Consider the following 22,309-nt stretch of genomic DNA (forward strand, 5'->3'; position numbering starts at 1 on the left):
CCCCGTACAGGATGCGCATGCTCATGCAGCAGCCCCCTCGCCGTCCGGAGCCTCCTCGATCCCGACGACTGAGAACGTGGCGCCACCCCTGCGTGCCCGGACGCTCCCGAGTACGTACCCGCCCGCCGCCGTCAGCACTCCGGCGACGATGGCACCCGCGCGGCCCGCGCCGCCCGGACGCGTTCCACGGGCCACGAGCGCGTCGCGCATCCCCCGGACCACTCCGGCGGGCAGGACGCGGGTGGTGTAGCGGCGCTCCGACTCAAGTCCCTTGTCCGCGCCGACACTTCGGGCGACCAGTGCCTTGGACAGGCCCTCGGCGTACGCGCGCGTGCGGAAGTACCCGAAGTGCTCGCGCGCCTCGGGCACCCGGTGGTGGATCACCGCCCGGTCGTCGATCAGCAGGACCGCGTCGGGTCTGGCGCGGGTGAGGCGGATGCACAGCTCCGTCTCCTCGCAGCCCAGCGGACGCTTGTCGCCGTCGCGCCCGATGCCCGTCGCGAAGCCGCCGGCCGCGTCGAACGCCGTACGGCGGAAGGAGGCGTTGCCGCCCAGGACGTTGCGCACCCGGACGCGGCCCGGCGGCAGTCCCTTGTAGGTGCAGCCCACCACCCAGTCGAACTCCTCGGGGAACCATGCCGGGCGGCGGCCCGACGCCCAGATCGGCATCGTACGGCCGCCGACGGCCATCACCCGCGGATCCGCGTACCCCTCGGCGAAGTGCCGCAGCCAGTCGCGCTCGGCGACGGCGTCGTCGTCGAGGAACGCGATGATCTCGCCGCGCGCGGCCGCGATGCCGGTGTTGCGGCCCGCGGACAGGCCGCGCGGGCCCGCGTTGGCGAGGACCCGTACGTCCCCGGCTTCCTTGTACTCCCTGGTCAGCCGGTCCAGGAGCGCCGCGTTGTGGTCCACGAGCAGCAGTGTCTCCAGGGCGGGCAGGGACTGCGCCCGCACCGAGGCGACCGCCGCGAGGATGTCCTCCCAGCGGTCCTCGGTGTAGACGCAGATCACCACCGAGATGTCCGGCTCGCTCAAGACATCTCTCCCCGGCCCGAGTTGAGCGCCACCGCGTGCGGCCTGCGCCGCAGCGCACGCCGGTTGGAGCGCTCCTTGAGGATCACCTTGAGCACCCGGAACCCGTCCCGCACGGCGCGCAGGTTGCTGGTGCCGTGGATGCGGAGGTACTCGTGGCTGGGTATCTCCTGCACCTTGAGGCCGGCCTTGACCACCCGGATGTTCATCAGGGTCTCGACCTCGAAGCCGGTGCAGTCGAGGTCGATCTTGTCGAGGCAGTGCCGCCAGAACGCGTTGTATCCGTAGCAGAGGTCGGTGTAGCGGGCGCCGAACTTGGCGTTGACGACCGCGCACAGCACGTGGTTGCCGAGTTTGCGGATCGGCGTCATGTCGGAGGTGCCGCCGCCGTTTGCGAACCGCGACCCCTTCGCGAAGTCCGCCCCGGACACCAGTGCGGACACATACGACACGATCTCGTTGCCGTCGGCCGAGCCGTCCGCGTCGACCATCACGATGATGTCGCCGCTGCAGGCCTCGAATCCGGTGATCAGGGCATCCCCCTTGCCCTTGCCGCGCTGTTCGACGACCTTGACGTCCGGCCACAGCCCACGTGCCACTTCGACGGTGTCGTCGGTGGAATTGCCGTCGACCAGCACCACTTCGTGAATCCAGTCAGGAAGGGTCTTGAAGACGTAGGGAAGATTCTCGGCCTCATTCATGGCGGGAATCACGACGCTCACCGGAGGCGCAATGGCCAGGTGAGAGGAGATGGGCCGGTACTTGGCGGCCATTAACGGATCTTGACCCGGGATCGCCGGTCGCAGAAATGAACTCATGAGTCTGGTCCCTCTCGTCCGGTGGACCGCCCGCCCCTGGGCGGTCCGGCTTTTAGTCCGGTTCGAAAGGGGGGTTCTCACTTACGGCATGACGAATTCGATCTCCGTGCATGCCGGGTGAGCTGGCAAAGCTGGCCGACCACTGAAGTCGGTAGTCGGTCGCGCGGCACGACTCGGCACAGGTGTGGTCACCGAGCACGGCACCCCCCTACCGCGCCCCGCGCCGGGATCCATCGCGGTCCTTGAGCCCTCCCCATGAGCCGCTTGATGATGGACCGATGCGGGTGAGATGTACGACGGTATTGACGATTGTGTGCGTATGGCAAGACCTGGAACGTGGCCTCACGTTTTTGTTGTTTTGGCTGTTACCTAACCCCTCGAACGGATTTTCCCCATCCGTTTGAGGGCGACCAGAAAAAGAATCAAGGAACTGATCACGGTCACCGCCGCGATACCGCCGTGCACCGACCAGCGGTGAACTGCCAGCATTCCCTGGGCGACCAGGAGGTCGACCGCAATCGCTCCCGCGACGGACGCGACGGTGCGGCCCCACGGTTCGAGCCCGTGCAGCGCCGCCCAGACGGCGGCTCCCGGCGCGGCGATCAGGAAGAACAGCGTGAAGGGGCCGCGCAGGGGTGAGTCCACGTCGGTGAGTGCGAGGACCGCACCGACTCCCGCAACAGCCACCGCCACGCCGGCGAGCAACGGAAGCAGGTCCCTCCCCGGACCCTGTCCCGACCGCTCGTCACCGTCTGATGGCGAGTTGATGCCTATCGTCTGCATTGGCGACTTTGCCCCCTGAAGCGCCGGATGCCGGGCTTCAATGTCGCGCAGCGGGCGGGGGGTCGTCAAGGTGAACGAGCGGCGGGGGTTTCGTCAAGGGGCCGAAAGTCTTGGCATGGACACTTCCTGTCAACACGCGTAGCTGCTACGACGGTTGTGGCAGAGATCCTGCTAAAGGGAGGTTCCATGAGACGTTCCCGATTTACGGCATACGTGACCTCGCTCCTCCTCGCCATCGGCGTCGCCCTCACCGGGGCGGCGACGGCGCAGGCGTCCCAACTGGCCGCAGGTACCGGCTATGTGGCCCTCGGCGACTCCTACTCCTCCGGTGTCGGATCCGGCAGCTACATCAGCTCCAGCGGTGACTGCAAGCGCAGCACGAAGGCCTATCCGTACCTGTGGCAGGCCGCGCATTCACCCTCGTCGTTCAGTTTTCTGGCCTGTTCGGGCGCCCGTACGGGTGATGTCATGAGCAGCCAGCTCGGCACCCTCAGCTCCTCGACCGGCCTCGTCTCGATCACCATCGGCGGCAACGACGCGGGCTTCTCGGACGTCATGACGACGTGCGTACTCCAGTCCGAGAGCTCCTGTCTGTCCCGGATCGCCACGGCCAAGGCGTACGTCGACTCGACGCTGCCCGGCCAACTCGACACCGTCTACTCGGCGATCAGTTCGAGGGCCCCCTCGGCCCATGTCGTCGTCCTCGGCTACCCCCGCTTCTACAAGCTGGGCGGCAGCTGCCTCACCGGTCTCTCCGACACGAAGCGGGCCGCGATCAACGGCGCCGCCGACTACCTGGACAGCGCGATCGCCAAGAAGGCCGCCGGCCACGGCTTCACCTTCGGCGATGTCAGGAGCACCTTCACCGGCCACGAGATCTGCTCCGGCGACTCCTGGCTGCACAGCCTGGAATGGCTGAACATCGGCGAGTCGTACCACCCCACCGCGGCCGGCCAGTCCGGCGGCTTCCTGCCGGTCCTCACCGGCTCGGCCTGACCACCCGGCTCAGCCGGAATTCCCCTGTGTCGAAGGGGATGAGGAGGTGGATGCGGAGGCCCCGCCCGTCGGGGTCTCCGTCTCGCAGGTCACCGAGAACGGCACCGAGTCGGACGTCGCGTGCAGCGGACTGCGCACCTCCACGCTGATCTCGTTGTTGTACGTCCCACCCGCGTCGTACGTCGTCACGATCACCGTCTTCTGCTGCGTCTTGGCGCCGCCCGCGGGGAACGAGAGGGTCTTCCAGCCCGGGTCGGACACCTCGCCGGTCTTCGTCACCCAGCGGTAGTCGACGTCCACCGGGACGCGGCCCACCGTGAACGTCGCCGTGAAGGTGGGCGCCTGCGCGTCGGGCGGCGGGCAACTGCCGGAGTAGTCGGTGTGTGAGCCGGTCACCCTGACCGACACGGACTGCTCGGGCTGTGCCGTCGTGGCGCTGCTGCTGGGCGAGCTGCTGGACGGTCCGGCACTGCCCGACTGCGGACTGCTCTGCGTGCTACTGTTCCCGCCGCTCGAACTCCCGGCACTCCCACTTTCCTTGGTGCTTCCGTTGTTGTGGGAGCCTCCGCCGTCGTTCCCGTTCAGCAGTGCGTACGTCAGCCCGCCGATCGCCAGGGCGAGGGCGGCGAGGCCCGCGATCAGCACGACGGCGGCTCGCCGGTTGCGTTGCGGCTCCGCCGTGGTCGTCGTGGAGGACCCCGCGGCCCGGGCCGGGACGGTGGGCGCGGGGGAGGGGAGCGGTGCGGTCGGCGGCTCCGCCGGGAAGGCGTGTACCGCCGGCGGGTAGGGGGTCACCGGCGGGGTGTCCGCGCGGGGTGTGCCGCCCGCGCCGACGATCCGCAGGTCCTGCTCGGCCTGTTCGGCGGAGATGCGCTGTGCCGGATCCTTGCGCAGCAGCCCCTCGATGACCGGGGCGAGCGGACCCGCCCGGTACGGCGGCGGCAACTCCTCGTCGACGATCGCCCGCAGGGTGCTGAGCGGGGTGTTCTGCCGGAACGGCGAGTTGCCCTCGACCGCCGCGTACAGCATCACGCCGAGCGACCACAGATCGGACTCGGGCCCCGGCGTGCGCCCCAACGCCCGTTCGGGTGCGAGGAATTCGGGCGAGCCGATGACCTCGCCGGTCATGGTCAGCGCGGAGCTGCCCTCGACCATCGCGATCCCGAAGTCGGTCAGCACGACCCGGCCGTCGTTCGAGATCAGCACATTGGCCGGTTTCACGTCGCGGTGCAGGACGCCGGCCTCGTGGGCGGCGCGCAGGGCGGACAGCACTTCGGCGCCGATGTGCGCGGCGCGCTGCGGGCTGATCGGGCCCTCCGCGTCCAGGACGTCGGAGAGGGCCAGACCGCGGACCAGCTCCATCACGATCCAGGGGCGGCCGTCCTCATTCGCCACGTCGTACACCGTCACCACGTTGCGGTTCGAGACCCGCGCCGCGGCCCAGGCCTCCCGCTCCAGGCGGGCGTACATCCGCTGGACCTCGCTGTCCGGGATTCCGGCGGGCGCGCGCACCTCCTTGACGGCGACCTCGCGGTGCAGCACTTCGTCGCGGGCGCGCCACACGGTCCCCATGCCGCCCTCGCCCAAGGGGGACAGAAGCCGGTAGCGCCCCGCGATCACACGTTCACTGCCCGGTGCTTCGGACACGGGCTCCCTCTCTTCGCATCCGCATGCGCATCCGCGCGAAATTCTCCACTCCGCGTGATTTCTCCCCAAAAGTAGCTCAGCCGAGTGCGGATGCCGCCCCCCTGAACACCAATCCAGCCCCAAGAGCTACGACGACGAACGCGGATCCCAGCGGTGCGGCCCTGCGCATCAGCGCCGCCGCGGGGCCGCCCGTCCAGCGAGGCCGCTTCGCCATCAGCCGGGTCATCCCGCCGCCGAGCCTGACCACGGCGAACCCGGCCGCCGTGAGCGTGAGGGCGAGCCCGACGCCGTACGCGAGGACGAGCAGGAAGCCGAACCATGCCTGCCCGAGCGCCGCGGCGCCCACGAGCACGACGACGGCGGAGGGGCTCGGCACGAGTCCGCCGGCGAAGCCGAGCAGGATCGTGCCGCGGATGGTGGGGGCGGTGGGGTGGGTGTGGGTGACGCCGCCGTGGGAGTGCGTGTGGCCGTGCTCGTGGGTGTGGGTGTGGTCGTCCTCGTGATGGTGGTCGTGACCGTGGGGGTGTTCGTGCGGGTGCTTGTGTCCGTGCGCGTGTTCGCGGTTTCGCCAGGCGCGGCGTACGAGGGATGCGCCGGCCAGGGTGACGAGGAGGCCGCTCGCGAGGCCCAGCCAGGCGATCACGGAGGGCGCCGCCGCCGAGCCGGCCGTGACGAGCAGGCCCAGCGCGACCACACCGAGGGTGTGCGTGATCGTCACCGAGGCGGCCAGCGGCAGGACGTCGCGCAGACCGGCCCGACCGCCGCGGGCGGCGGCCGTCGCCGCCATCAGCGTCTTGCCGTGGCCCGGCGCGAGCGCATGCATCGCGCCGAGGCCGATCGCGATCACCAGGGCCAGCGCGGCGAAGCCGAGCGTGAGGTCGTGCCGGGCCACCAGGTTGTCCAGCGCGCGCGTCCAGCGGTCGGCGCCGCGGGGGAGCACGGAGGCGGCAGGCGCGTCCGCGTGCGCCTCGACGAGCGCCGGACCGCCGGGGCGCACCCGCAGGGACGCGGACGAGGTGTCCGCGGGGGAGGAGAGCAACTCCTTGGGATAGCTGGTGAGTTCGTGCGACACCGAGTTCTTCGGTACGTCGGACTTCGTGAGCGTCATGCGGTCGCCGCGTGCGGTGATCTCCCGCCAGCCGGGACCGGTCGACGCCCCCGCGCTGTGGAAGCCCACGGAAACGGTGTCCCCTTCGGGGAGCGGCGTCTTCAGCGCGCACTCCACCCGAAGAGTGTCGAGGCCGGCCTGACCAGGCCGCACGCGGGCGCGGCTCGACTCGACGGTGAGCGCGACCCGGCGTCCGGCCACGGTGACCTTGCTGGCGACCGCGGCCGTCTCGCACCGCTGCCGGGCCCAGGTGCTCATGCCCCGCTCTTCGATGGCGGGCTTGGCCTGTGTCGCCGGGATCTCCGCGAGGTCCTCGACGTGTGCGATGCGCAGTTCGCCGGGGGCGACGACCAGGCCGTCGTAGCGGTTGACGGTGAAGTTGCCGAGCGGGTGGGCGCTGGCGGCGCCCGACGGCACGAGGACGAGGGCGCAGGCCGCCGTGAGGACGGCCGCGCAGGACGCGAAGAGGCGACGGGGGTTCACTCTGCGGCCTCCAGAGCCTTACGGGCCTCGAGGGCGCCCAGCGGTGAGAAGCCGGGGTTCAGCTTCAGTGCAGCCTTCAGGGAGTCGTGGGCGTCCTTCCGGTGGCCGGTGGCGCGCTCGATCATGCCGCGGTGGTAGAGGAAGGCCGCGTTGCGGTAGCCGGTGGCCGTGGCGCGGCGGGCGTACGGAAGGGCTTCCGCGTCCCGTCCGTTGACGTGCAGCGCCCAGGCGAGGGCGTCCGCGGTGTGCACGGTGTGGCGGCGGGCCCATTCGGCGCGGGCCGCGGTGAGCGCGGCCTTGCGGTCGCCGTGGTCGGCGGCGGCGAGGGCCGTGTCGAGGTCGGCGTTGACGCCGTTGGCGCGGGCCAGCGCGATCCAGGCGTCGACCAGGGCGTACTGTTCGCGGGCCTTTCGGGCGTCGCCCTTGCCGCCGCGCGCCTCGTACAACTCGCCCAGTTCGACAAGGGGTTGCGGCAGCGGAAAGCGGGCCACGACGTTCTCCATGGCGCGGATCGCCCCGGCGCGGTCGCCCTGCGCGGCCTGCGCGCGCGCCCGGCCCTCCAGCGCCGGAAGGTACGCGTCGTCGGCGGCCAGCGCCCGTGCGTAGTACGTCAGCGCGCTGCCGTACTCACCCTGGTTCCAGGCGAGTTGACCGAGCGCCGACGCCACGTACGCGACATCACCGCGCGAAGTCGCCGTGGACAGGGCCTGCTTCAGAACGCGTTGGGCGGTCTTCACATCGCCGCGCAGTTCGTGCACGTAGGCGTAGCGCGTGAAGACCGGTACGCCGGGGCGGCGGCTGTCGGCCTCGTCTGCGGCCTTCGACGCCTCGTCGTAGCGGCCGAGTTCGACCAGGGCGTCGATACGGGAGGACAGGGCGCGCTCGTTGTACGGGTTCTGGGCGAGTTCGTCGTCGGCGTACTTCAGCGCCTCGGCGAACCGGTGCCGGGCGGCGGCGAGGGCCGCGCGTCCCGCGAGCGCCGCGTCGTTGTCCGGCCGCAGCTTCAGCGAGCGGTCCAGCGCGCGCTGCGCCTGCGGGTAGCGTGCGGGATCTCCCTTCGTGCGCGCCTGCTCCACATAAGCGAGCCCGAGAGTCGCCCACGAGCCGAAGTCCTGCGGCTGGGCGCGCAGATGAGCTTGCAGCGAGCTGATGCTCGCGTCGAGGCTGCCGCTCGCGAGCAGTTCCGGCGACAGCCCCGAGGGCGCAGCCGCCACGGCCGCCGTCCCGCCGTCCCGGGCGGCCCCCAACGCGATGGACCCCCCGGTGAACGCAAGGGCCAGCAAGGCCGCACACCCGGCAAGCTGAGCCACCCGCCAACGCCGCCCGGCAGCTGCTACGCGCCGGACGGCGACGATCCGCTCATCGGCGCCCGGGGCGCGCCCACCGCCTGCGGCGTCGCGGTCGGGCTCCGCCTCGGTGGAAGGTGTCGCGTCTGCTTCGGCAGGGGGTGCGGCCTTGCTGCCGGCTGCCGCCTCGGCGTGGACCGCCGTTTCGCCGGCGGTTGCCGCGTCAGCGAGGGGTGTCGCCTCGCTGTTGGCGGCTGCCGTCTCGACGCGGGCCGCCGCGTCATCGTCTGCTTCCGACCCACCGTCGGCGCCCCCCTCGGCAAGGCCCGTCGCCAAGACGCCGGCCCCCGCTTCGGCAGCCGCCCCCGTCTCACCGTCGGTCCGCCCAGGCACTTCCCCCGCACGGGCCGCCGGGCGGCCGGTCGGGGCGTCACCGGGGTCGGTTGTCGGCGCGCTGTTGTTCTTACGCGGGGACATGCCCTCTCCTCAAAGTCCTTGGTCGGAACGGTTGTCGGGGGTGGAGCGGCGCGGCCCGCGCCGTGGGGGATGAGTAGGTGCGGGCCGCGCCAGTCGGTGGTGGGGATCAGTACGCGCGGGTCCGCATGCGGCGCCACCACATCAGGCCGGAGCCGACGAGGAGGATTCCGGCCGCGCCGGAGCCCGCCGAGAGGGCGATCAGCGTGGTGTCGCCGGAACCGCCCGAGGCGCCCGCGGGCTGGAGCGCGTCGCCGAGCTGGTTGCGTACGTCGGTGCCGCTGGTCGTGCCCTTGGCGAGCGCGCCGCGCGAGCCCGAGGTCGGCTCGGCCACGTACGGGAAGTAGTTCTCGAACTTCTTGTCGTTCTTGTCGACCGCGTCGCCCAAGTCGTTCTTGGACCCGACGAGTTCACCCTCGACGACCTGGAGCGAGGCGTCGATCACGTCGTCGGTGAGCCGGCGCCCGTTCGGGAAGCCCGCGTTGTCGCCGTCGAGCACACCGAGCCGCTTGGGATGCATGGCCGGCTTGATCGAGGTGTTGAGCCGCAGCTCCTCCGCCGGACGGACGTTGGGCGGCTGGTTGAGGCCCTTCACGCCCTTCAGGAACACGTCGACGAGGTCGTTGCGCGGCTCGGCGGGCGCCTTGATCTTGTAGATCGCCTCGATGAGCTTGGGCAGTTCGGGGTTGGTCACGTTCTTGAGGAACTGCGCGTCGTACCAGGGCGCGGACGCGTTGAACTTGTCCTTGTCCTTCTGCGGGTTGACGACCTCGTTGACCAGCGGGTTGCCCAGCCGGGAGACCTGCGTCCAGTAGCCGCGCGCGTCCTTGCGCTGCGTGGTGGACCAGATCCCCACGATCGGCTGCCCGGCCGACTCGCGGATCATGTCGTTGGGGACCTGCAGGGCTATGGAGTTGACGTTGTAGCCCTTGAGCGTGTCCCGCCCGACCTCCGTCAGGTTCCCGCCGTACAGCAGGTCGAAGACGCGCAGGTCCAGGAAGAACGGGTCGTCGGCCTGGCCGGCGAACGTGGTGGACCCGCCCGGCAGCTTGTACACGGCCTGGTCGCGCAGCTTGCCGTAGTTCGGCATCGAGGCCTTGCCGACGTTCGACGGAGCCACCGGCACGTCGTCCGCGACCTTGGTCTTGGAGACCACCTTCTGGTTGTGCAGTCGCAGCAGGTCGATGTCATACGTCTGCGTGATGTTGAGGTCGGGATCGTCGAGGCTGTCGACCGGACCCGTGTTGTAGAGGAACGTGTCCCCGTTCTTGCGGTGCGTCTTGAAGGTGTACCGGTACACCAGCTCGCCCTGCGCGTCACCGTTGTTGTCGATGTGCAGGTCGTACTGGGCGTCGTCCGCGAACGTGAAGAAGTTCGGTCCGCCGGCCGGGTCCTCGAAGGGGATCCAGTTCGCCACGATCGTCGTCGTGTCGGGCTTGTCCGGGCTCACGAACGCGTACACGTCCGTGTTGTCGTACTGCGGCTGCCCCGAGATGAGCGGGGCCTCGCGGTGGCTGGAGGCGGTGGCCGCCCCCGGTTCCAGCGCGGTCACGCCGGCGGCTGCGAGCCCCCCGGCGGCCAGCGCACCACAGACGAGTGTCGCGATGCTCCTGCGTCGCGAGCCACTCCTGAAGATAGGTGTCATGCCGTCCGTCCTCACGTCCCAATTGCCTGACGCAACGCCATTCGGAGCGCCCGCCGGGGTGGATTGGTCGAATCTCAAACGTTCTTACGTCGGCTTTCGAATCTTGTTTCACCGGCGGCGACACATGTTGCGTGAACCTTCTTGCCGAGGCGGCCGGTTGGTCCCCCGCGGACCCGCGTTTTCGCCCCGCTGATCCGTAACCCCATCCGAAGGCGCACTCGCTGCGAATACCTGGGTGACCGAGGGGACGGGCCGCGCGCGGCCGGAGAGGGGGAGCGGGTGGAGGCGGACGAACTTCTGGTGCTCGTGGCCGGAGGCGACCAGAAGGCATTCGAGGAGCTGTACGGACTGGTGTCCGGGCCGGTGTTCGGACTCGTACGCCGCGTGGTGCGGGACGCGGCCCAGTCGGAGGAGGTGGCCCAGGAGGTGCTCCTCGAACTGTGGCGCTCCGCCGCCCGGTTCGACCCCGGCCGCGGCAGCGCCCTCTCCTGGGTCCTCACCCTCGCGCACCGGCGCGCCGTAGACCGGGTGCGCAGCGCCCGCGCGGCCACCGAGCGCGAGCAGCGCGAGGGTCGGCGCGCCCATCACCCCGCCTTCGACCAGGTCGCGGAGGAGGTCGAGGCGGGGCTCGAACGCGAATGGGTCCGCCGCTGCCTGGACCGCCTGACGGCACTGCAACGGCAGTCCGTCACCCTCGCCTACTACGACGGCTACACGTACCGTGAAGTGGCCGAACGGCTCTCCCTGCCGCTCGGCACCGTGAAGACCCGGATGCGGGACGGACTCACGCGGCTGCGCGAATGCCTGGGAGGAGTCGCATGAGCGTGCTCGACCGACTGCTGGGCCGCGACCCGCACTCGCTGGCCGCCCCGTACGCGCTGGACGCCCTGGAACCCGACGAGCGGCGCCGCTTCGAGCGGCACCTGCGTCGCTGTACGCGCTGCTCGGCCGAGGTGCGCGCCCTCGCCGAGGACGCCGTGCGCCTTGCGTGGTCCACTGCGGCCCCGCCCCCGCCGGCCCTGCGCGACCGCGTCCTGACCGCCGTACGCACCACTCCGCAGGAGGCCACGAACCGGGACGGCGAACTCCTCGTACGCGGCGCCGGGCAACCGCCGCGCGCGCGAGGGGAGCGGCAGCCCCCGCGGGCGCGTGCCCCCCGCTTCCGCCCGCTGCTCGCCCCGCTCGCCACCGCCACGGCCGCCGCCGCGCTCGTCGTGGCCTCGCTCTTCGCCGTCCAGGCGACGCAGATCCAGGACACCCTGGACCAGGAGCGGGCCCAGGCACGTGAGATCGCACACGTTCTCGCGGCGCCCGACGCCCGTGCGACCAGCGCCCGGGACGCCGAGGGGCACGGCGTCGCCGTCGTCGCCTCCGCGTCCGAGCGGCGCGCCGTCGTGACACCGAGCGGGCTCGGCACCCCCGCCGGGGGGCGCGTGCACCAGCTGTGGCTCATGCGCCCCCACGTGCAACCACGCTCCCTCGGGCTCTTCGAGGGCGACACGCCCTTGGTCACCGGGGGCCTGAACACTGACGCCAAGTCACTCGCTGTGACCGTCGAGCCGCCTGGCGGCTCGCACCAGCCCACCACTGCACCAATTGCCCAAGTCGACCTGAAATCAGTTGGATTCGGAGAGTAATCGTCAACACCCTTACAGGGAAGGTGAATCCTGTGACCGCGATACACGAGTGCCACGAGGGAGCGATAGGGTTAGCCTGCCCGGGCCGGGTGACTCGTACGGGTGGGGAGTGACATGGAACAGATAACAGTGCGCAGCAGGGCACGGGTCCCTGCGATCACCTGCGGGAGCAGTGCGACCAGTTCGCGCCTCGACCGCCATCTCTCGGTGCTGGGCGGCCCCGCCCTCCCGCAGCGCGAGACGGCCGAGGCGACGTTGCTGATGCGTGAGCTCACCGCGCGTGACACCGCGCGCGACGGCACCAGCAGGGGTGCACGAGTGAGGCGGGTCTCGCTCTTCGCACCGCTGAAGCGGCTGCGCCGTACGCTCTTCGGCGGCCACTGAGCAGCGCGGTCAGGCGGTTTCCTGACCCGCGCTCAGGCGGCCCACCGCCACGGCGCGGTGCTGCCGTGGCCGCACCCGACATTCCCCCATGCCCACAGTGCCGCCGCCCCGGTGAGCTCCCCCGGCCGGGACGCGGCTTTGTGCTGAACACTGCTCCGCACGCCAACTCCGGCTCACCCACCACCCGTTGAGGAAGCTCCCCGGCGTGCGGACAGCTGCCGATGCTCAGCGTCCGCCGTGCGCGTACCGGCGGACGGCGAGCGGCAGGAACACCGCGATGAGCACGGCGCACCAGGCGAGCGATCCGGCGACGGGATGTGCCACCGGCCAGGCGGCCCCGTCGGGGATCGGCGCGTTGCCGAACAGGTCGCGCAGCGCCGTCGTCACCGCGCTGATCGGATTCCACTCGGCCACCGTGCGCAGCCAGCCCGGCAGGTTGTCCGTGGGGATGTACGCGTTCGACAGCAGCGGCAGCATGAACGTGGCGCTGCCCAGCTGCCCGGCCGCCTCCTCGCTCCCCGAGGCGAGCCCCAGCAGGATGCCGACCCACGTCATGGCGAACCGGAAGAGCAGCAGCAGACCGACCGCGCCGGCCGCTTCGAGCGCGGACCCCTCGATCCGCCAGCCCACCGCGAGCCCGACCAGCAGCAGCGGGACGGTTCCCGCGGCGGTCACCACCAGATCCGCGACCGCCTGCCCCAGCGGTACGGCGGCCCGGCTCATCGGCAGCGTACGGAACCGGTCCATCACGCCCCGGTGCGAGTCCTGGGCGGCCTGGAACATCCCGGTCATGATCCCGTTGGCCGCGGTCGCCACCAGCAGGCCCGGCACCAGGAACGCGCGGTACTCCCCGCCCGGCATCGCGAGCGCACTGCCGAAGACGTAGCCGAAGAACAGCAGCATCGTGATCGGCATGGTCTGGGTGAGGATGACCAGCCCGGGGTTGTGCCGTATCCGCTGGAGGTGACGGCCCAGCATCGCGGTGCCGTCGTACGCCAACGTGCTCATGCCACCAGCTCCTTGTGGTCGTTCGGGTTGTCGTTTCGTCCGTCGGCCGAGCCGCCCGTCAGGCGCAGAAAGACGTCGTCGAGCGTCGGCGGCCGCAGGCTCGCGTCGAGCAACGGCACCCCGGCGGCGTCGAGTTCGCGCACCAGCCGGGGCAGCGTCAACGTCGAGTCGGTGGTGATCGCGCCCACGGCATGCCGATCGGTGGCGAAGTCGGGTACGGAGCCGGTGAGTTGGTCCAGGACTGCCGCCGCGCCGGGCAGGGCGTCCGCGTGGGCGACGACCACCTCGGCATACGAGCCGATGAGCGCCTTGAGTTCGTCGGGCGAACCCGTGTGCGCGACCCTGCCCCGGTCCATCAGGGCGATGGTGTCGGCCAGTTGGTCGGCCTCCTCCAGGTACTGCGTGGTGAGCAGTACGGTCGTGCCGTCGTCCTTGAGTGCGCGCACCGCCTCCCAGATCTGGTTGCGGCTCGCCGGATCGAGCCCGGTGGTCGGCTCGTCCAGGAAGAGCACGGCGGGGCGGCGGATCAGGCTCGCCGCCAGGTCCAGGCGGCGCCGCATGCCGCCCGAGTAGGTGGACGCGGGCCGGTCGGCCGCCTCGCCCAGACCGAACCGGTCGAGCAGCTCACCCGCCCGCGCCGCGGTGTCCCGGACGCGATGCAGCTTCGCGAACAGCCGCAGGTTCTCCCGCCCGGTGAGGTCGCCGTCGACGGAGGCGTACTGGCCGGTGACCCCGATCGCGCCGCGCACGGCGCGGGCCTCCCGCACCAGGTCGTGTCCGGCGACACGCGCGGACCCCGCGTCGGGCCTCAGCAGCGTGGCGAGCAGCCGTACCGCCGTCGTCTTGCCCGCGCCGTTCGGCCCGAGCACTCCGCAGACCGTGCCTTCGGCCACGGCCAGGTCCAGTCCGCTCAGGGCACGCACGGTGCCGAAGCTCTTCTCCAGACCCTCACTAAGTACAGCGTACGTAGTAGTCATGGCTCGACCATAGCGCACTACGTACGGTGTACGTAACTAGGATGGTCGCGAGGTGATCGACGAATGGCAGGGCGCAAGGCCGTACCCGAAGTGATCTGGGCCCGTCCCGAGCGGGCGGGCCGTGGCCCGCGGCCCGCGTTCAGCCGCACGGACATCGCGGCCGCCGCGGTGCGCATCGCGGACGCGCAGGGGCTCGAAGGGGTCTCCATGCGGCACATCGCGGCCGAGCTGGGCTGCGGCACGATGTCGCTCTACAACTACGTGCCGCGCAAGGAGGACCTGTACGAGCTGATGATCGACGCCATCGGCGCCGAGCACGTCATCGAGGAGCCCTCCGGCGACTGGCGCGCCGACATCCTCCGCAACGCCCACGAGACGCGCGCCATCATGCGCCGCCACACCTGGGTGCCGCGTCTGATGTCGGGGGTGTACGGCTTCAGCCCCAACAGCCTGCGCTACCTGGAGCACTGCCTGGCCTGCCTCGAACCGCTCGCCGTGCCCGCCGGCGTCAAGATGGAGCTGATCGCGCTGATCAACGGTGTCGTGACGACGTACACCGCCAACGAGATCGCCACCGCCGAGCGCACCCGTTCCATGCCCTGGTCCGAGGAGGAGGAGAACGCGGTCCGTTTCGCCTACCTGGGCAGCCAGGTGGCCACCGGCGCCTATCCGCGGCTGGCCGCGGCCTTCATGGAGAGCAGCGGACCGATCGACCTGGAGGCGGTGTTCGAGCGGGCGCTCGCGCGCGTCCTGGACGGTTTCGACCCGGAGGTCTGAGGCGTGATCCGTGACCAGCAGGCTCAGATCAGCGCGAACTGGCCCTCCGGGCCCTCCTCGTGGTGATCGAGCACGGACGCCGGCCTGCGCGCCGCGTCCGGCACCGGCAGCACCCCCGCCGCGCGCAGTTCGGCCGCACCGACCGGCGTGTCCGCCACGGTCGCCTCGGCCAACTCGGCCTGCTGCGGCCGTAGTTCCGCGAGCAGAGCGAGCACCGTCACGAGTTCCAGCAGCTCGGACGTCCAGACCTGCGGCCAGGTGACGGGCCGTACCGCCTCCAGGGTTCCCGCCTCGGGTCCTGCGGTCCTGGCCGCGAACCACTGCTCCAGGACGCGCACGCCGCCCACCTCGAAGTCCCAGACCTCCGGCGGCACCGGGGAGATCAAACCCTCGTCGAGGTGCAGGGTCTCGTCGTCGCGGTCGTAGTGCACGTCGAGCGGTCGCGCGGGAAGCGGGGCGCGGACGTACGGGCGACGGCCCCCGGGAAGCTTGGGGCGTTCGCCCTCGCGGCGCATCAACCACAGCATCCTGCGGCCCAGTTCGACGCCGCGCGCCCATACGTCGGCGTCGGCGGTCAGGGGGACCGTGCAGCCGCCGCGGCCCGCACGCGCCACCGTCACCGTCCAGGCGAGTACGTCGAGGGGGTCGGGGCCGGGGGAGTGGCCCAGCCGGCTTCCCAGGTGCTCCAACAGGCCCGGCGCCAGGTTCGGTTCGAGGCCGCCCGGGCGCCGGTAGAGGGGCCGCACCCGGCCGCCGCGACCGGCGCTCAGCGGTAGAACGGAGCAGACCAGCAGCGCGGGTCCCGACGATTCGGGCACCACGGTCTGCTCGACGGCGAACACCTGCCGCTCGTCGGCCACCCGCCACAACTCGGGGCGCGCCGAGTCGATCAGCCGGTGGTCGGGGATCAGCCACTGCTCGTCGAACGGGCTGTGCAGGACGCGCACCGGCTCCGGACAGGGGCCCGACTCGCGGGCCAGCCGGACCGTTCCGCTCGACTGGCCCGGCAGCTGCGCCACCGCCGTGTGCAGGGTGCGCGAGCGGGTGGGGGCGAACAGCGCCTCGCGGTCCGGCCCTTCGGCCTTCACCAGCGCGTCCCACCGCGCCCTCAGGGACGCGGCATCGGGGGCCGTCGGCCACCCCCGGCCCAGCCTCGGTGGGGCGACGGACCACGGCATGAGGTCCGCGAGCAGCGGAGCGTCGTCGTGCGTCACGCTCGGCATCGTACGACGTCCTCCGTGGACCATGCCGGGGTCAGGGAACGCCGGCTGTCCAAGCCGGCTCAGTGGGCGTCCAGCGTGACGGTGAACGAGAAGCGGTCGCCGCGGTAGTGGATGCGGGCCACGTCCAGGGCGCGGCCGTCCTCGCCGTGCACGATGCCCGTGTAGTGCAGGATCGGGCTCAGCAGCGGGACCTGGAGCAGCCGTGCCGTCTCCGGATCCGCGAGGCGGGCCTCCACCGTGTCGGTGATCCGGCTGATCCGCACGCCGACCACATCGCGCAGCACCTTGGTCATGGGCCAGCGCACCAGGTCCTCCGGGTCGATCAGCGCGGCCAGTTCGGGACGGACGTAGTTGCGCGCGTGGTTCGTCGGCTCGCCCGTCTTCTCGTCGCTGCGCAGCCGGTGGTAGGTCCCCACCCGGTCCAGATCCGGGAAGAACTCGGTGAGTTCGGCCGACACCGCCGAGGTGCCGTGGTCGAGCAGCTCGGTGGTCATGCCCGACTGCTGGGCCACGATCGCGTCCACCGAACCGAGCAGCCGCACGGGCGCGCCCCGCCGGGCGCTCGGCTCGATGAACGTGCCCCGCCTGCGATGCCGGGTGATCAGCCCCTCGTCCTCCAGCTCCTTGAGCGCCTGCCGCATGGTCAGCACGCTCACTCCGTAGTGCCCCGCGAGCTGTTCCTCGGTCGGCAGGCGCAGCGGGTCCTGTGGCGACCGGCCGAGTATCGAGGCGCGCAGGGACTGCGACACCTGATACCAGAGCGGCAGTTTGCGGTTCAGGACGATCGAGTCCGGAGCGAAGGAGGTCACGAGGGCTATCCGTACCGGTCGCGGGCGGTCAGTGCAACGGGCCGTACTGCTCAGTCCGCCGGGCGGAAGTGACGCTGGAGGCCCTGCCAGACGTCGTCGTACCCCTGCTGGAGGTGCTCCGCCCGTGCCGCCTGAGGCGTGGCGGTGACCGGCCAGCGGGTCTCGAACATGAACGCGAGGCCGTCGTCGATCTTCTGCGGCCGCAGCTCGGCGGCGCTCGCCCTGTCGAAGGTCTCACGGTCGGGACCGTGCGCCGACATCATGTTGTGCAGCGAGCCGCCGCCCGGCACGAAGCCTTCGGCCTTCGCGTCGTAGGCGCCCTCGATGAGCCCCATGTACTCGCTCATCACGTTCCGGTGGAAGTACGGCGGCCGGAACGTGTCCTCGCCCACCAGCCAGCGCGGCGCGAACACCACGAAGTCGACGCCCGCGAGCCCGGGGGTGTCCGACGGCGAGGTGAGCACCGTGAAGATCGACGGGTCGGGGTGGTCGTAGCTGATGGTGCCGATCACATTGAAACGGCGCAGGTCATAGACGTACGGCACATGGTTGCCGTGCCAGGCGACCACGTCGAGCGGCGAGTGGTCGTACGTCGCCGTCCAGAGGTTGCCGCAGAACTTGTTCACCACCTCGACGGGGCCCGCCGCGGTCTCATCGTCTTCGTACGCGGCAACCGGCGCCAGGAAGTCCCGCGCGTTGGCCAGCCCGTTGGCACCGATGGGGCCCAGGTCGGGCAGCTGGAAGGGCGCCCCATAGTTCTCGCACACATAACCGCGGGCTGAAGCATCCAGCAGCTCCACACGGAAGCGGACCCCACGAGGAATCAGCGCGATGTGGCCGGGCTCCACATGCAGCAGCCCGAACTCCGTGTGCAACAGCAGCCCGCCGCGCTCGGGGACGATCAGCAGCTCCCCGTCGGCGTCGCTGAACACCCGCTCCATCGACGCGTTGGCGTGATACAGGTGCACCGCCATGCCCGTGCGCTGCGTCGCGTCGCCGTTGCCGCCGAGGGTCCACAGGCCGGCCAGGAAGTCGGTGCCGGGCGCGGGCTCCGGAAGCGGGTTCCAGCGCAGCCGGTTCGGGTCGGGGACCGTCTCCGTGAAGGGCGCCGTACGGATCGCGCCGTTCTCCGTGGGGGTGAACGCGGGGTGCGCGGCCGACGGGCGGATCCGGTACAGCCACGAGCGCCGGTTGTGCGCCCTCGGCTCCGTGAACGCCGTACCGCTCAACTGCTCGGCGTAGAGCCCGAGCGGCGCCCGCTGCGGGGAGTTGCGGCCCACCGGCAGCGCGCCCGGAACCGCCTCCGAGCCGTGTTCGTTGCCGAATCCGGAGAGGTAGCTCAGCCCTTCGGCCGTCTTCCTCGCGTCCCCGCTCATGATCGCTCCCTTGCGACGGATGGCGTACACCGATGCCACGAACTCATTCCTATGCATCACCGTAGGATTCAGGTTTCGGGTGTGCAAGAGGGCAGAACCAGACTTCAGGGGGATCCGACTGTCCGAGCGGTGTTCTACTCTCCCCGGCATGTCGTGGACGCGTGTACCGCTCGCCGCGCTCGTGGTCTGCGCCCTGTTCGCCGGATCGGCGGGCTGCGGCTCCAGTGACGCGCACGGGCGCGGGGGCAAGGCGTCGCCCTCGCCCGTGGGCAAGCTGCTGGACAACACGGACGAGCAGGGCCGGCACTACCGGGAAGTCGGCAAGAAGGGTGCGCCGAAGGTCGGCATCGAGGTCCAGCCGGACTCCGACGACAGCTGGGACGTGACGCTCACCGTCCACGACTTCCGTTTCTCGCCCGCCGGGGCCCCGCACAAGGCCGTGGCCGGCCGCGGCGTGGCCGTCCTCTCCCTGGACGGCCACGCCCTCGCCGAACTGCGCACCGCCGAGTACCGCCTCGCCGCCGACCTGGTCCCGCGCGGCACGCACCACGTCACCGCTCGCCTGTACGCGGACGACCGCACGGTGTGGGCCGTGGGCGGCAAGCCCGTCGAGAGCACGGCGGACATCACCCAGTCCGCGGCGACGCCGACGCCGACGGTGAGCGATGACGACCCCGAGGCCCGTACTGGTACGGGAGGTTCACCGGACCCCGGCGGAAAGGCATCATGAAGCCCGTGCCCCAAGCGACTTCGCTGCGCCGAGCCCCCATACAGCGCCGCAGCGCCGAACGACTGACCAGAATCCTCGACGCCTGTGCCGACCTCCTCGACGAGGTCGGCTACGACGCCCTGAGCACCCGCGCCGTCGCCCAGCGCGCCGGCGTGCCCATCGGCTCCGTCTACCGCTTCTTCGGCAACAAGCGTGCGATGGCGGACGCGCTCGCCCAGCGCAACCTCGACCGCTACACCGAGCGCGTCACCGAGCGGCTGCGGGAGGCGGGCGGGGACGCGGGCAGGGGCGGCTGGCGTACGGCCATGGACGCCGTCCTCGACGAGTACCTCGCCATGAAGCGCACCGCCCCCGGCTTCTCCCTCGTCGACTTCGGCAACCAGATCCCGGTCGGCGCCCGGCACGCCGAACCCAACCACCGCGTCGCCGACCGTCTCACCGACCTGCTCTCCGTCTACCTGGACCGCGCTCCCGACGAGGACCTGCGCCGTGCCTTCCTGATCGCCGTGGAGACCGCCGACACCCTGGTCCACCTGGCCTTCCGGGTCGCCCCGGAAGGCGACGAGCGGATCATCGCGGAGACGAGGGCGCTGCTGCGGGCGTATCTGGCCGGGGTTCTCGACTGATTCAGGCCGGATTCGCCCGAGACGGGCACCCGGCGCTGCCCCTCGCAAGTTTCCGACCTCACCCCCCGGGGGGCCTCCCCGTCGTGCATACCGGTCGGTATGCTCAACGCTGTCCGTGTGTCACCGCCGCCACCGTCCTCCGGGAGGACCCGTGCCCACCACCGACTCCCGCACAGCGCTCCGCGTCTGCCCACTCTGCGAGGCGACCTGCGGGCTCACCCTGACCATCGAGGGCACCCGGGTCACCGGAGCGCGCGGTGACCGCGACGACGTGTTCAGTCAGGGGTTCATCTGCCCGAAGGGCGCCTCCTTCGGAGCCGCCGACGGCGACCCGGACCGGCTGAGCACCCCCCTCGTCCGCAGGGACGGCGAGCTGCGCGAGGCCACCTGGGAGGAGGCCTTCGACGCGGTGGCGGCCGGGCTGCGGCCGGTCGTCGAGCAGCACGGGCCGAACGCCGTCGGCGTCGTCCTCGGCAACCCCAACGTGCACACCATGGCCGGCGCCCTCTACCCGCCCGTCCTGCTGGGCGCGCTGCGCACGCGCAGCATCTTCACCGCCTCCACCGTCGACCAGATGCCCAAGCACGTCTCCAGCGGCCTCCTGTACGGCGACGCCGTCGCGATCCCCGTCCCGGACCTGGACCGCACCGACCATCTGCTGCTCATCGGCGCCAACCCCCTGGAGTCCAACGGGAGTCTGTGCACCGCCCCCGACTTCCCCGGCAAGCTGAAGGCCCTGAAGGCCCGCGGCGGCACCCTCACCGTCATCGACCCGCGCCGCACCCGCACCGCCAAGCTCGCCGACCAGCACGTCGCGATCCGCCCCGGCACCGACGCACTGCTGCTCGCGGCGATGGCGTACGTCCTCTTCGAGGAGAAGCTCGTCGACCTCGGCGACCTCGCCCCGCACGTCCAGGACGTCGACGAACTCGCCGAAGCCGTACGGGACTTCACCCCCGAGGCGGCGAGCGAGGCATGCGACGTGCCCGCCGACACCATCCGGGCCCTCGCCCGCGAGCTGGCCGCCGCGCCCACCGCCGCCGTGTACGCCCGCATCGGCAGCTGCACCGTCCCGCACGGCACCCTCGCCAGCTGGCTCGTCGACGTCCTCAACATCCTCACCGGCAACCTCGACCGGCCCGGCGGCGCCCTCTTCCCCCTCTCCGCCACCGACAAGACGCCCCGCCCGGCCGGACCCGGCCGCGGCTTCGCCCTCGGCCGGTGGCACAGCCGCGTCAGCGGACACCCGGAGGCCAAGGGCGAACTGCCGCTGTCCTCGCTCGCCGAGGAGATCGACACCGCCACACCGGAGGGCAGCCCGGTGCGCGCCGTCATCGCCGTCGCCGCCAACCCCGTGCTCTCCGCACCCGACGGTGACCGCCTCGACAAGGCCCTCGGCTCACTGGACTTCATGGTCAGCGTCGACCCGTACCTCAACGAGACCTCACGCCACGCCCACGTCGTCCTGCCGCCGCCCCCGCCCTCGCAGGCGCCGCACTTCGACTTCGCCTTCAACGCCTTCGCCGTACACAACCAGGTCCGCTACGGCCGCGCCGCGATCCCCCTGCAACCGGGCCGCATGCCCGAGACCGAGATCCTCGCCCGCCTCACCCTCGCCGCCACCGGCATGCACGGCGCCGACCCCTCCGCCGTGGACGACCTCGTCATCGACCAGACCCTCGGCAAGTCCGTCACCGAGGCGCACTCGCCCGTCCACGGCCGCGACCCGCACGAACTCGCCGCCGCCCTCACCGGCGAGTCCGGACCCGAGCGACGCCTCGACCTGATGCTGCGCCTGGGCCCCTACGGCGACGGCTTCGGCGCACACCCCGACGGGCTGAGCCTGGCGAAGCTGCTCGCCCACCCGCACGGCATCGACCTCGGACCGCTCCAGCCGCGCCTGCCGGGTCCCCTGAAGACCCGCAGCGGACGCGTCGAACTGCTGCCGGACCCCATCGCCGGCGACCTGCCGCGGCTGCGCGAGGCACTGCGCGAGCGCCCGGCCGGGCTCGTGCTCATCGGCCGCCGCCATCTGCGCTCCAACAACAGCTGGCTGCACAACGTGCCCGCCCTCACCGGCGGCACCAACCGCTGCACCCTGCACATCCACCCCGAGGACGCCGAACGCCTCGGCATCACCGACGGCGCGCCCGTCCGTATCAAGGGCGCCGGGGGAGAGGTGACCGCCCCGGCGGAGGTCACCGACGGCGTCCGCAGCGGTGTGGTGAGCCTGCCGCACGGGTGGGGACACGACCGGCCGGGCACCCGGATGAGCCACGCCGCCCTGGACCCGGGCGTCAACGTCAACCAGCTCCTCGACGGCTCGCTCCTTGACCCGCTGTCGGGCAACGCCGTACTCAACGGAGTCCCCGTTGAGCTGGCACTCACCGAGACAACGCTGTGACCTGGAGTTTTGCGCTTATTGCTCTCACGTCAACGTCTTGTTAACGCTGGATGGCGCGACCTAACGTCACTCGAACCGCCGGCCCT

20 protein-coding genes are annotated in these 22,309 nt (G+C 71.2%); 8 read left to right on the forward strand and 12 right to left on the reverse strand.

What is annotated here, in order from left to right; translation table 11 throughout:
* Nucleotides 1-21: 21 nt before the first annotated feature.
* From AB5J56_RS35480 to AB5J56_RS35490, 3 genes are all read right to left on the reverse strand, one after another.
* Nucleotides 22-1,035, reverse strand: coding sequence for a glycosyltransferase family 2 protein (locus AB5J56_RS35480; protein WP_369238919.1), 1,014 nt, complete (start codon nucleotides 1,033-1,035; stop codon nucleotides 22-24).
* Nucleotides 1,032-1,850 (reverse strand): glycosyltransferase family 2 protein, encoded by an 819-nt coding sequence (locus AB5J56_RS35485; protein WP_369238921.1) that lies wholly within the window; start codon nucleotides 1,848-1,850, stop codon nucleotides 1,032-1,034. Before AB5J56_RS35485 ends, AB5J56_RS35480 begins: the two co-directional genes overlap by 4 nt.
* A gap of 369 nt (nucleotides 1,851-2,219) precedes the next feature.
* The gene (locus tag AB5J56_RS35490; protein ID WP_369238923.1) at nucleotides 2,220-2,555 is read right to left on the reverse strand and encodes a hypothetical protein; all 336 of its coding nucleotides are present in this window, start codon (nucleotides 2,553-2,555) and stop codon (nucleotides 2,220-2,222) included.
* 264 nt (nucleotides 2,556-2,819) lie between these two features.
* Here AB5J56_RS35490 and AB5J56_RS35495 point away from each other — a divergent pair, with 264 nt between their 5' ends.
* Nucleotides 2,820-3,629, forward strand: a complete 810-nt coding sequence (locus AB5J56_RS35495; RefSeq protein WP_369238925.1) for an SGNH/GDSL hydrolase family protein — start codon at nucleotides 2,820-2,822, stop codon at nucleotides 3,627-3,629.
* Between the two features lie 9 nt (nucleotides 3,630-3,638).
* On the opposite strand, the gene AB5J56_RS35500 is transcribed toward AB5J56_RS35495, so the two are convergent.
* From AB5J56_RS35500 to AB5J56_RS35515, 4 genes are all read right to left on the reverse strand, one after another.
* Complete coding sequence (locus tag AB5J56_RS35500; RefSeq protein WP_369238927.1) at nucleotides 3,639-5,276, reverse strand: protein kinase; 1,638 nt, start codon at nucleotides 5,274-5,276, stop codon at nucleotides 3,639-3,641.
* A gap of 76 nt (nucleotides 5,277-5,352) precedes the next feature.
* The gene (locus AB5J56_RS35505; protein WP_369238929.1) at nucleotides 5,353-6,867 is read right to left on the reverse strand and encodes a nickel transporter; all 1,515 of its coding nucleotides are present in this window, start codon (nucleotides 6,865-6,867) and stop codon (nucleotides 5,353-5,355) included.
* Complete coding sequence (locus tag AB5J56_RS35510; protein WP_369238931.1) at nucleotides 6,864-8,630, reverse strand: tetratricopeptide repeat protein; 1,767 nt, start codon at nucleotides 8,628-8,630, stop codon at nucleotides 6,864-6,866. Before AB5J56_RS35510 ends, AB5J56_RS35505 begins: the two co-directional genes overlap by 4 nt.
* A gap of 106 nt (nucleotides 8,631-8,736) precedes the next feature.
* Nucleotides 8,737-10,272 (reverse strand): DUF4331 domain-containing protein, encoded by a 1,536-nt coding sequence (locus tag AB5J56_RS35515; protein WP_369238933.1) that lies wholly within the window; start codon nucleotides 10,270-10,272, stop codon nucleotides 8,737-8,739.
* A gap of 279 nt (nucleotides 10,273-10,551) precedes the next feature.
* Between AB5J56_RS35515 and AB5J56_RS35520 the strand changes: the two genes are divergently transcribed.
* The 3 genes from AB5J56_RS35520 to AB5J56_RS35530 all read left to right on the forward strand — a co-directional run bounded on the left by AB5J56_RS35520 (nucleotide 10,552) and on the right by AB5J56_RS35530 (nucleotide 12,293).
* Complete coding sequence (locus AB5J56_RS35520) at nucleotides 10,552-11,094, forward strand: sigma-70 family RNA polymerase sigma factor (RefSeq protein WP_369238935.1); 543 nt, start codon at nucleotides 10,552-10,554, stop codon at nucleotides 11,092-11,094.
* Nucleotides 11,091-11,909: an anti-sigma factor gene (locus tag AB5J56_RS35525; RefSeq protein ID WP_369238937.1), complete on the forward strand. Its 819-nt coding sequence runs from the start codon at nucleotides 11,091-11,093 to the stop codon at nucleotides 11,907-11,909. The genes AB5J56_RS35520 and AB5J56_RS35525 overlap by 4 nt, the downstream gene beginning before the upstream one ends.
* A gap of 114 nt (nucleotides 11,910-12,023) precedes the next feature.
* On the forward strand, nucleotides 12,024-12,293 hold the full coding sequence (locus AB5J56_RS35530; RefSeq protein ID WP_369238939.1) for a hypothetical protein: 270 nt from the start codon (nucleotides 12,024-12,026) through the stop codon (nucleotides 12,291-12,293).
* Nucleotides 12,294-12,518: 225 nt separating this feature from the next.
* Here AB5J56_RS35530 and AB5J56_RS35535 read toward each other — a convergent pair whose 3' ends face one another.
* A complete protein-coding gene (locus tag AB5J56_RS35535) occupies nucleotides 12,519-13,301 on the reverse strand; it encodes an ABC transporter permease (protein WP_369238941.1) in 783 nt (260 codons plus the stop codon).
* Nucleotides 13,298-14,278, reverse strand: a complete 981-nt coding sequence (locus AB5J56_RS35540; RefSeq protein WP_369238943.1) for an ATP-binding cassette domain-containing protein — start codon at nucleotides 14,276-14,278, stop codon at nucleotides 13,298-13,300. Before AB5J56_RS35540 ends, AB5J56_RS35535 begins: the two co-directional genes overlap by 4 nt.
* A 63-nt stretch (nucleotides 14,279-14,341) precedes the next feature.
* Between AB5J56_RS35540 and AB5J56_RS35545 the strand changes: the two genes are divergently transcribed.
* On the forward strand, nucleotides 14,342-15,055 hold the full coding sequence (locus tag AB5J56_RS35545; protein ID WP_369238945.1) for a TetR/AcrR family transcriptional regulator: 714 nt from the start codon (nucleotides 14,342-14,344) through the stop codon (nucleotides 15,053-15,055).
* Between the two features lie 23 nt (nucleotides 15,056-15,078).
* Here the strand turns inward: AB5J56_RS35545 and AB5J56_RS35550 are convergent, their stop codons facing one another.
* From AB5J56_RS35550 to hmgA, 3 genes are read right to left on the reverse strand one after another with little or no spacing between them, the layout of a single operon-like run.
* On the reverse strand, nucleotides 15,079-16,278 hold the full coding sequence (locus AB5J56_RS35550; protein ID WP_369238947.1) for a type ISP restriction/modification enzyme: 1,200 nt from the start codon (nucleotides 16,276-16,278) through the stop codon (nucleotides 15,079-15,081).
* 59 nt (nucleotides 16,279-16,337) lie between these two features.
* Entirely contained in the window at nucleotides 16,338-17,087 is a 750-nt protein-coding gene (locus tag AB5J56_RS35555) for a GntR family transcriptional regulator (RefSeq protein ID WP_369238949.1), read from the reverse strand.
* Nucleotides 17,088-17,137: 50 nt separating this feature from the next.
* Nucleotides 17,138-18,463: a homogentisate 1,2-dioxygenase gene (gene hmgA / locus AB5J56_RS35560; RefSeq protein ID WP_369238951.1), complete on the reverse strand. Its 1,326-nt coding sequence runs from the start codon at nucleotides 18,461-18,463 to the stop codon at nucleotides 17,138-17,140.
* A gap of 148 nt (nucleotides 18,464-18,611) precedes the next feature.
* Between hmgA and AB5J56_RS35565 the strand changes: the two genes are divergently transcribed.
* From AB5J56_RS35565 to AB5J56_RS35575, 3 genes are all read left to right on the forward strand, one after another.
* A complete protein-coding gene (locus tag AB5J56_RS35565) occupies nucleotides 18,612-19,193 on the forward strand; it encodes a hypothetical protein (protein WP_369238953.1) in 582 nt (193 codons plus the stop codon).
* A complete protein-coding gene (locus tag AB5J56_RS35570) occupies nucleotides 19,190-19,819 on the forward strand; it encodes a TetR family transcriptional regulator (protein WP_369238955.1) in 630 nt (209 codons plus the stop codon). The genes AB5J56_RS35565 and AB5J56_RS35570 overlap by 4 nt, the downstream gene beginning before the upstream one ends.
* A 151-nt stretch (nucleotides 19,820-19,970) precedes the next feature.
* Nucleotides 19,971-22,223 carry a molybdopterin oxidoreductase family protein gene (locus tag AB5J56_RS35575; protein WP_369238957.1) on the forward strand — a complete coding sequence of 751 codons (2,253 nt, stop codon included), beginning with the start codon at nucleotides 19,971-19,973 and terminating at the stop codon, nucleotides 22,221-22,223.
* The last annotated feature ends 86 nt before the right edge of the window (nucleotides 22,224-22,309 follow it).

Source organism: Streptomyces sp. R21 (genome assembly GCF_041051975.1).
Classification (GTDB): domain Bacteria; phylum Actinomycetota; class Actinomycetes; order Streptomycetales; family Streptomycetaceae; genus Streptomyces.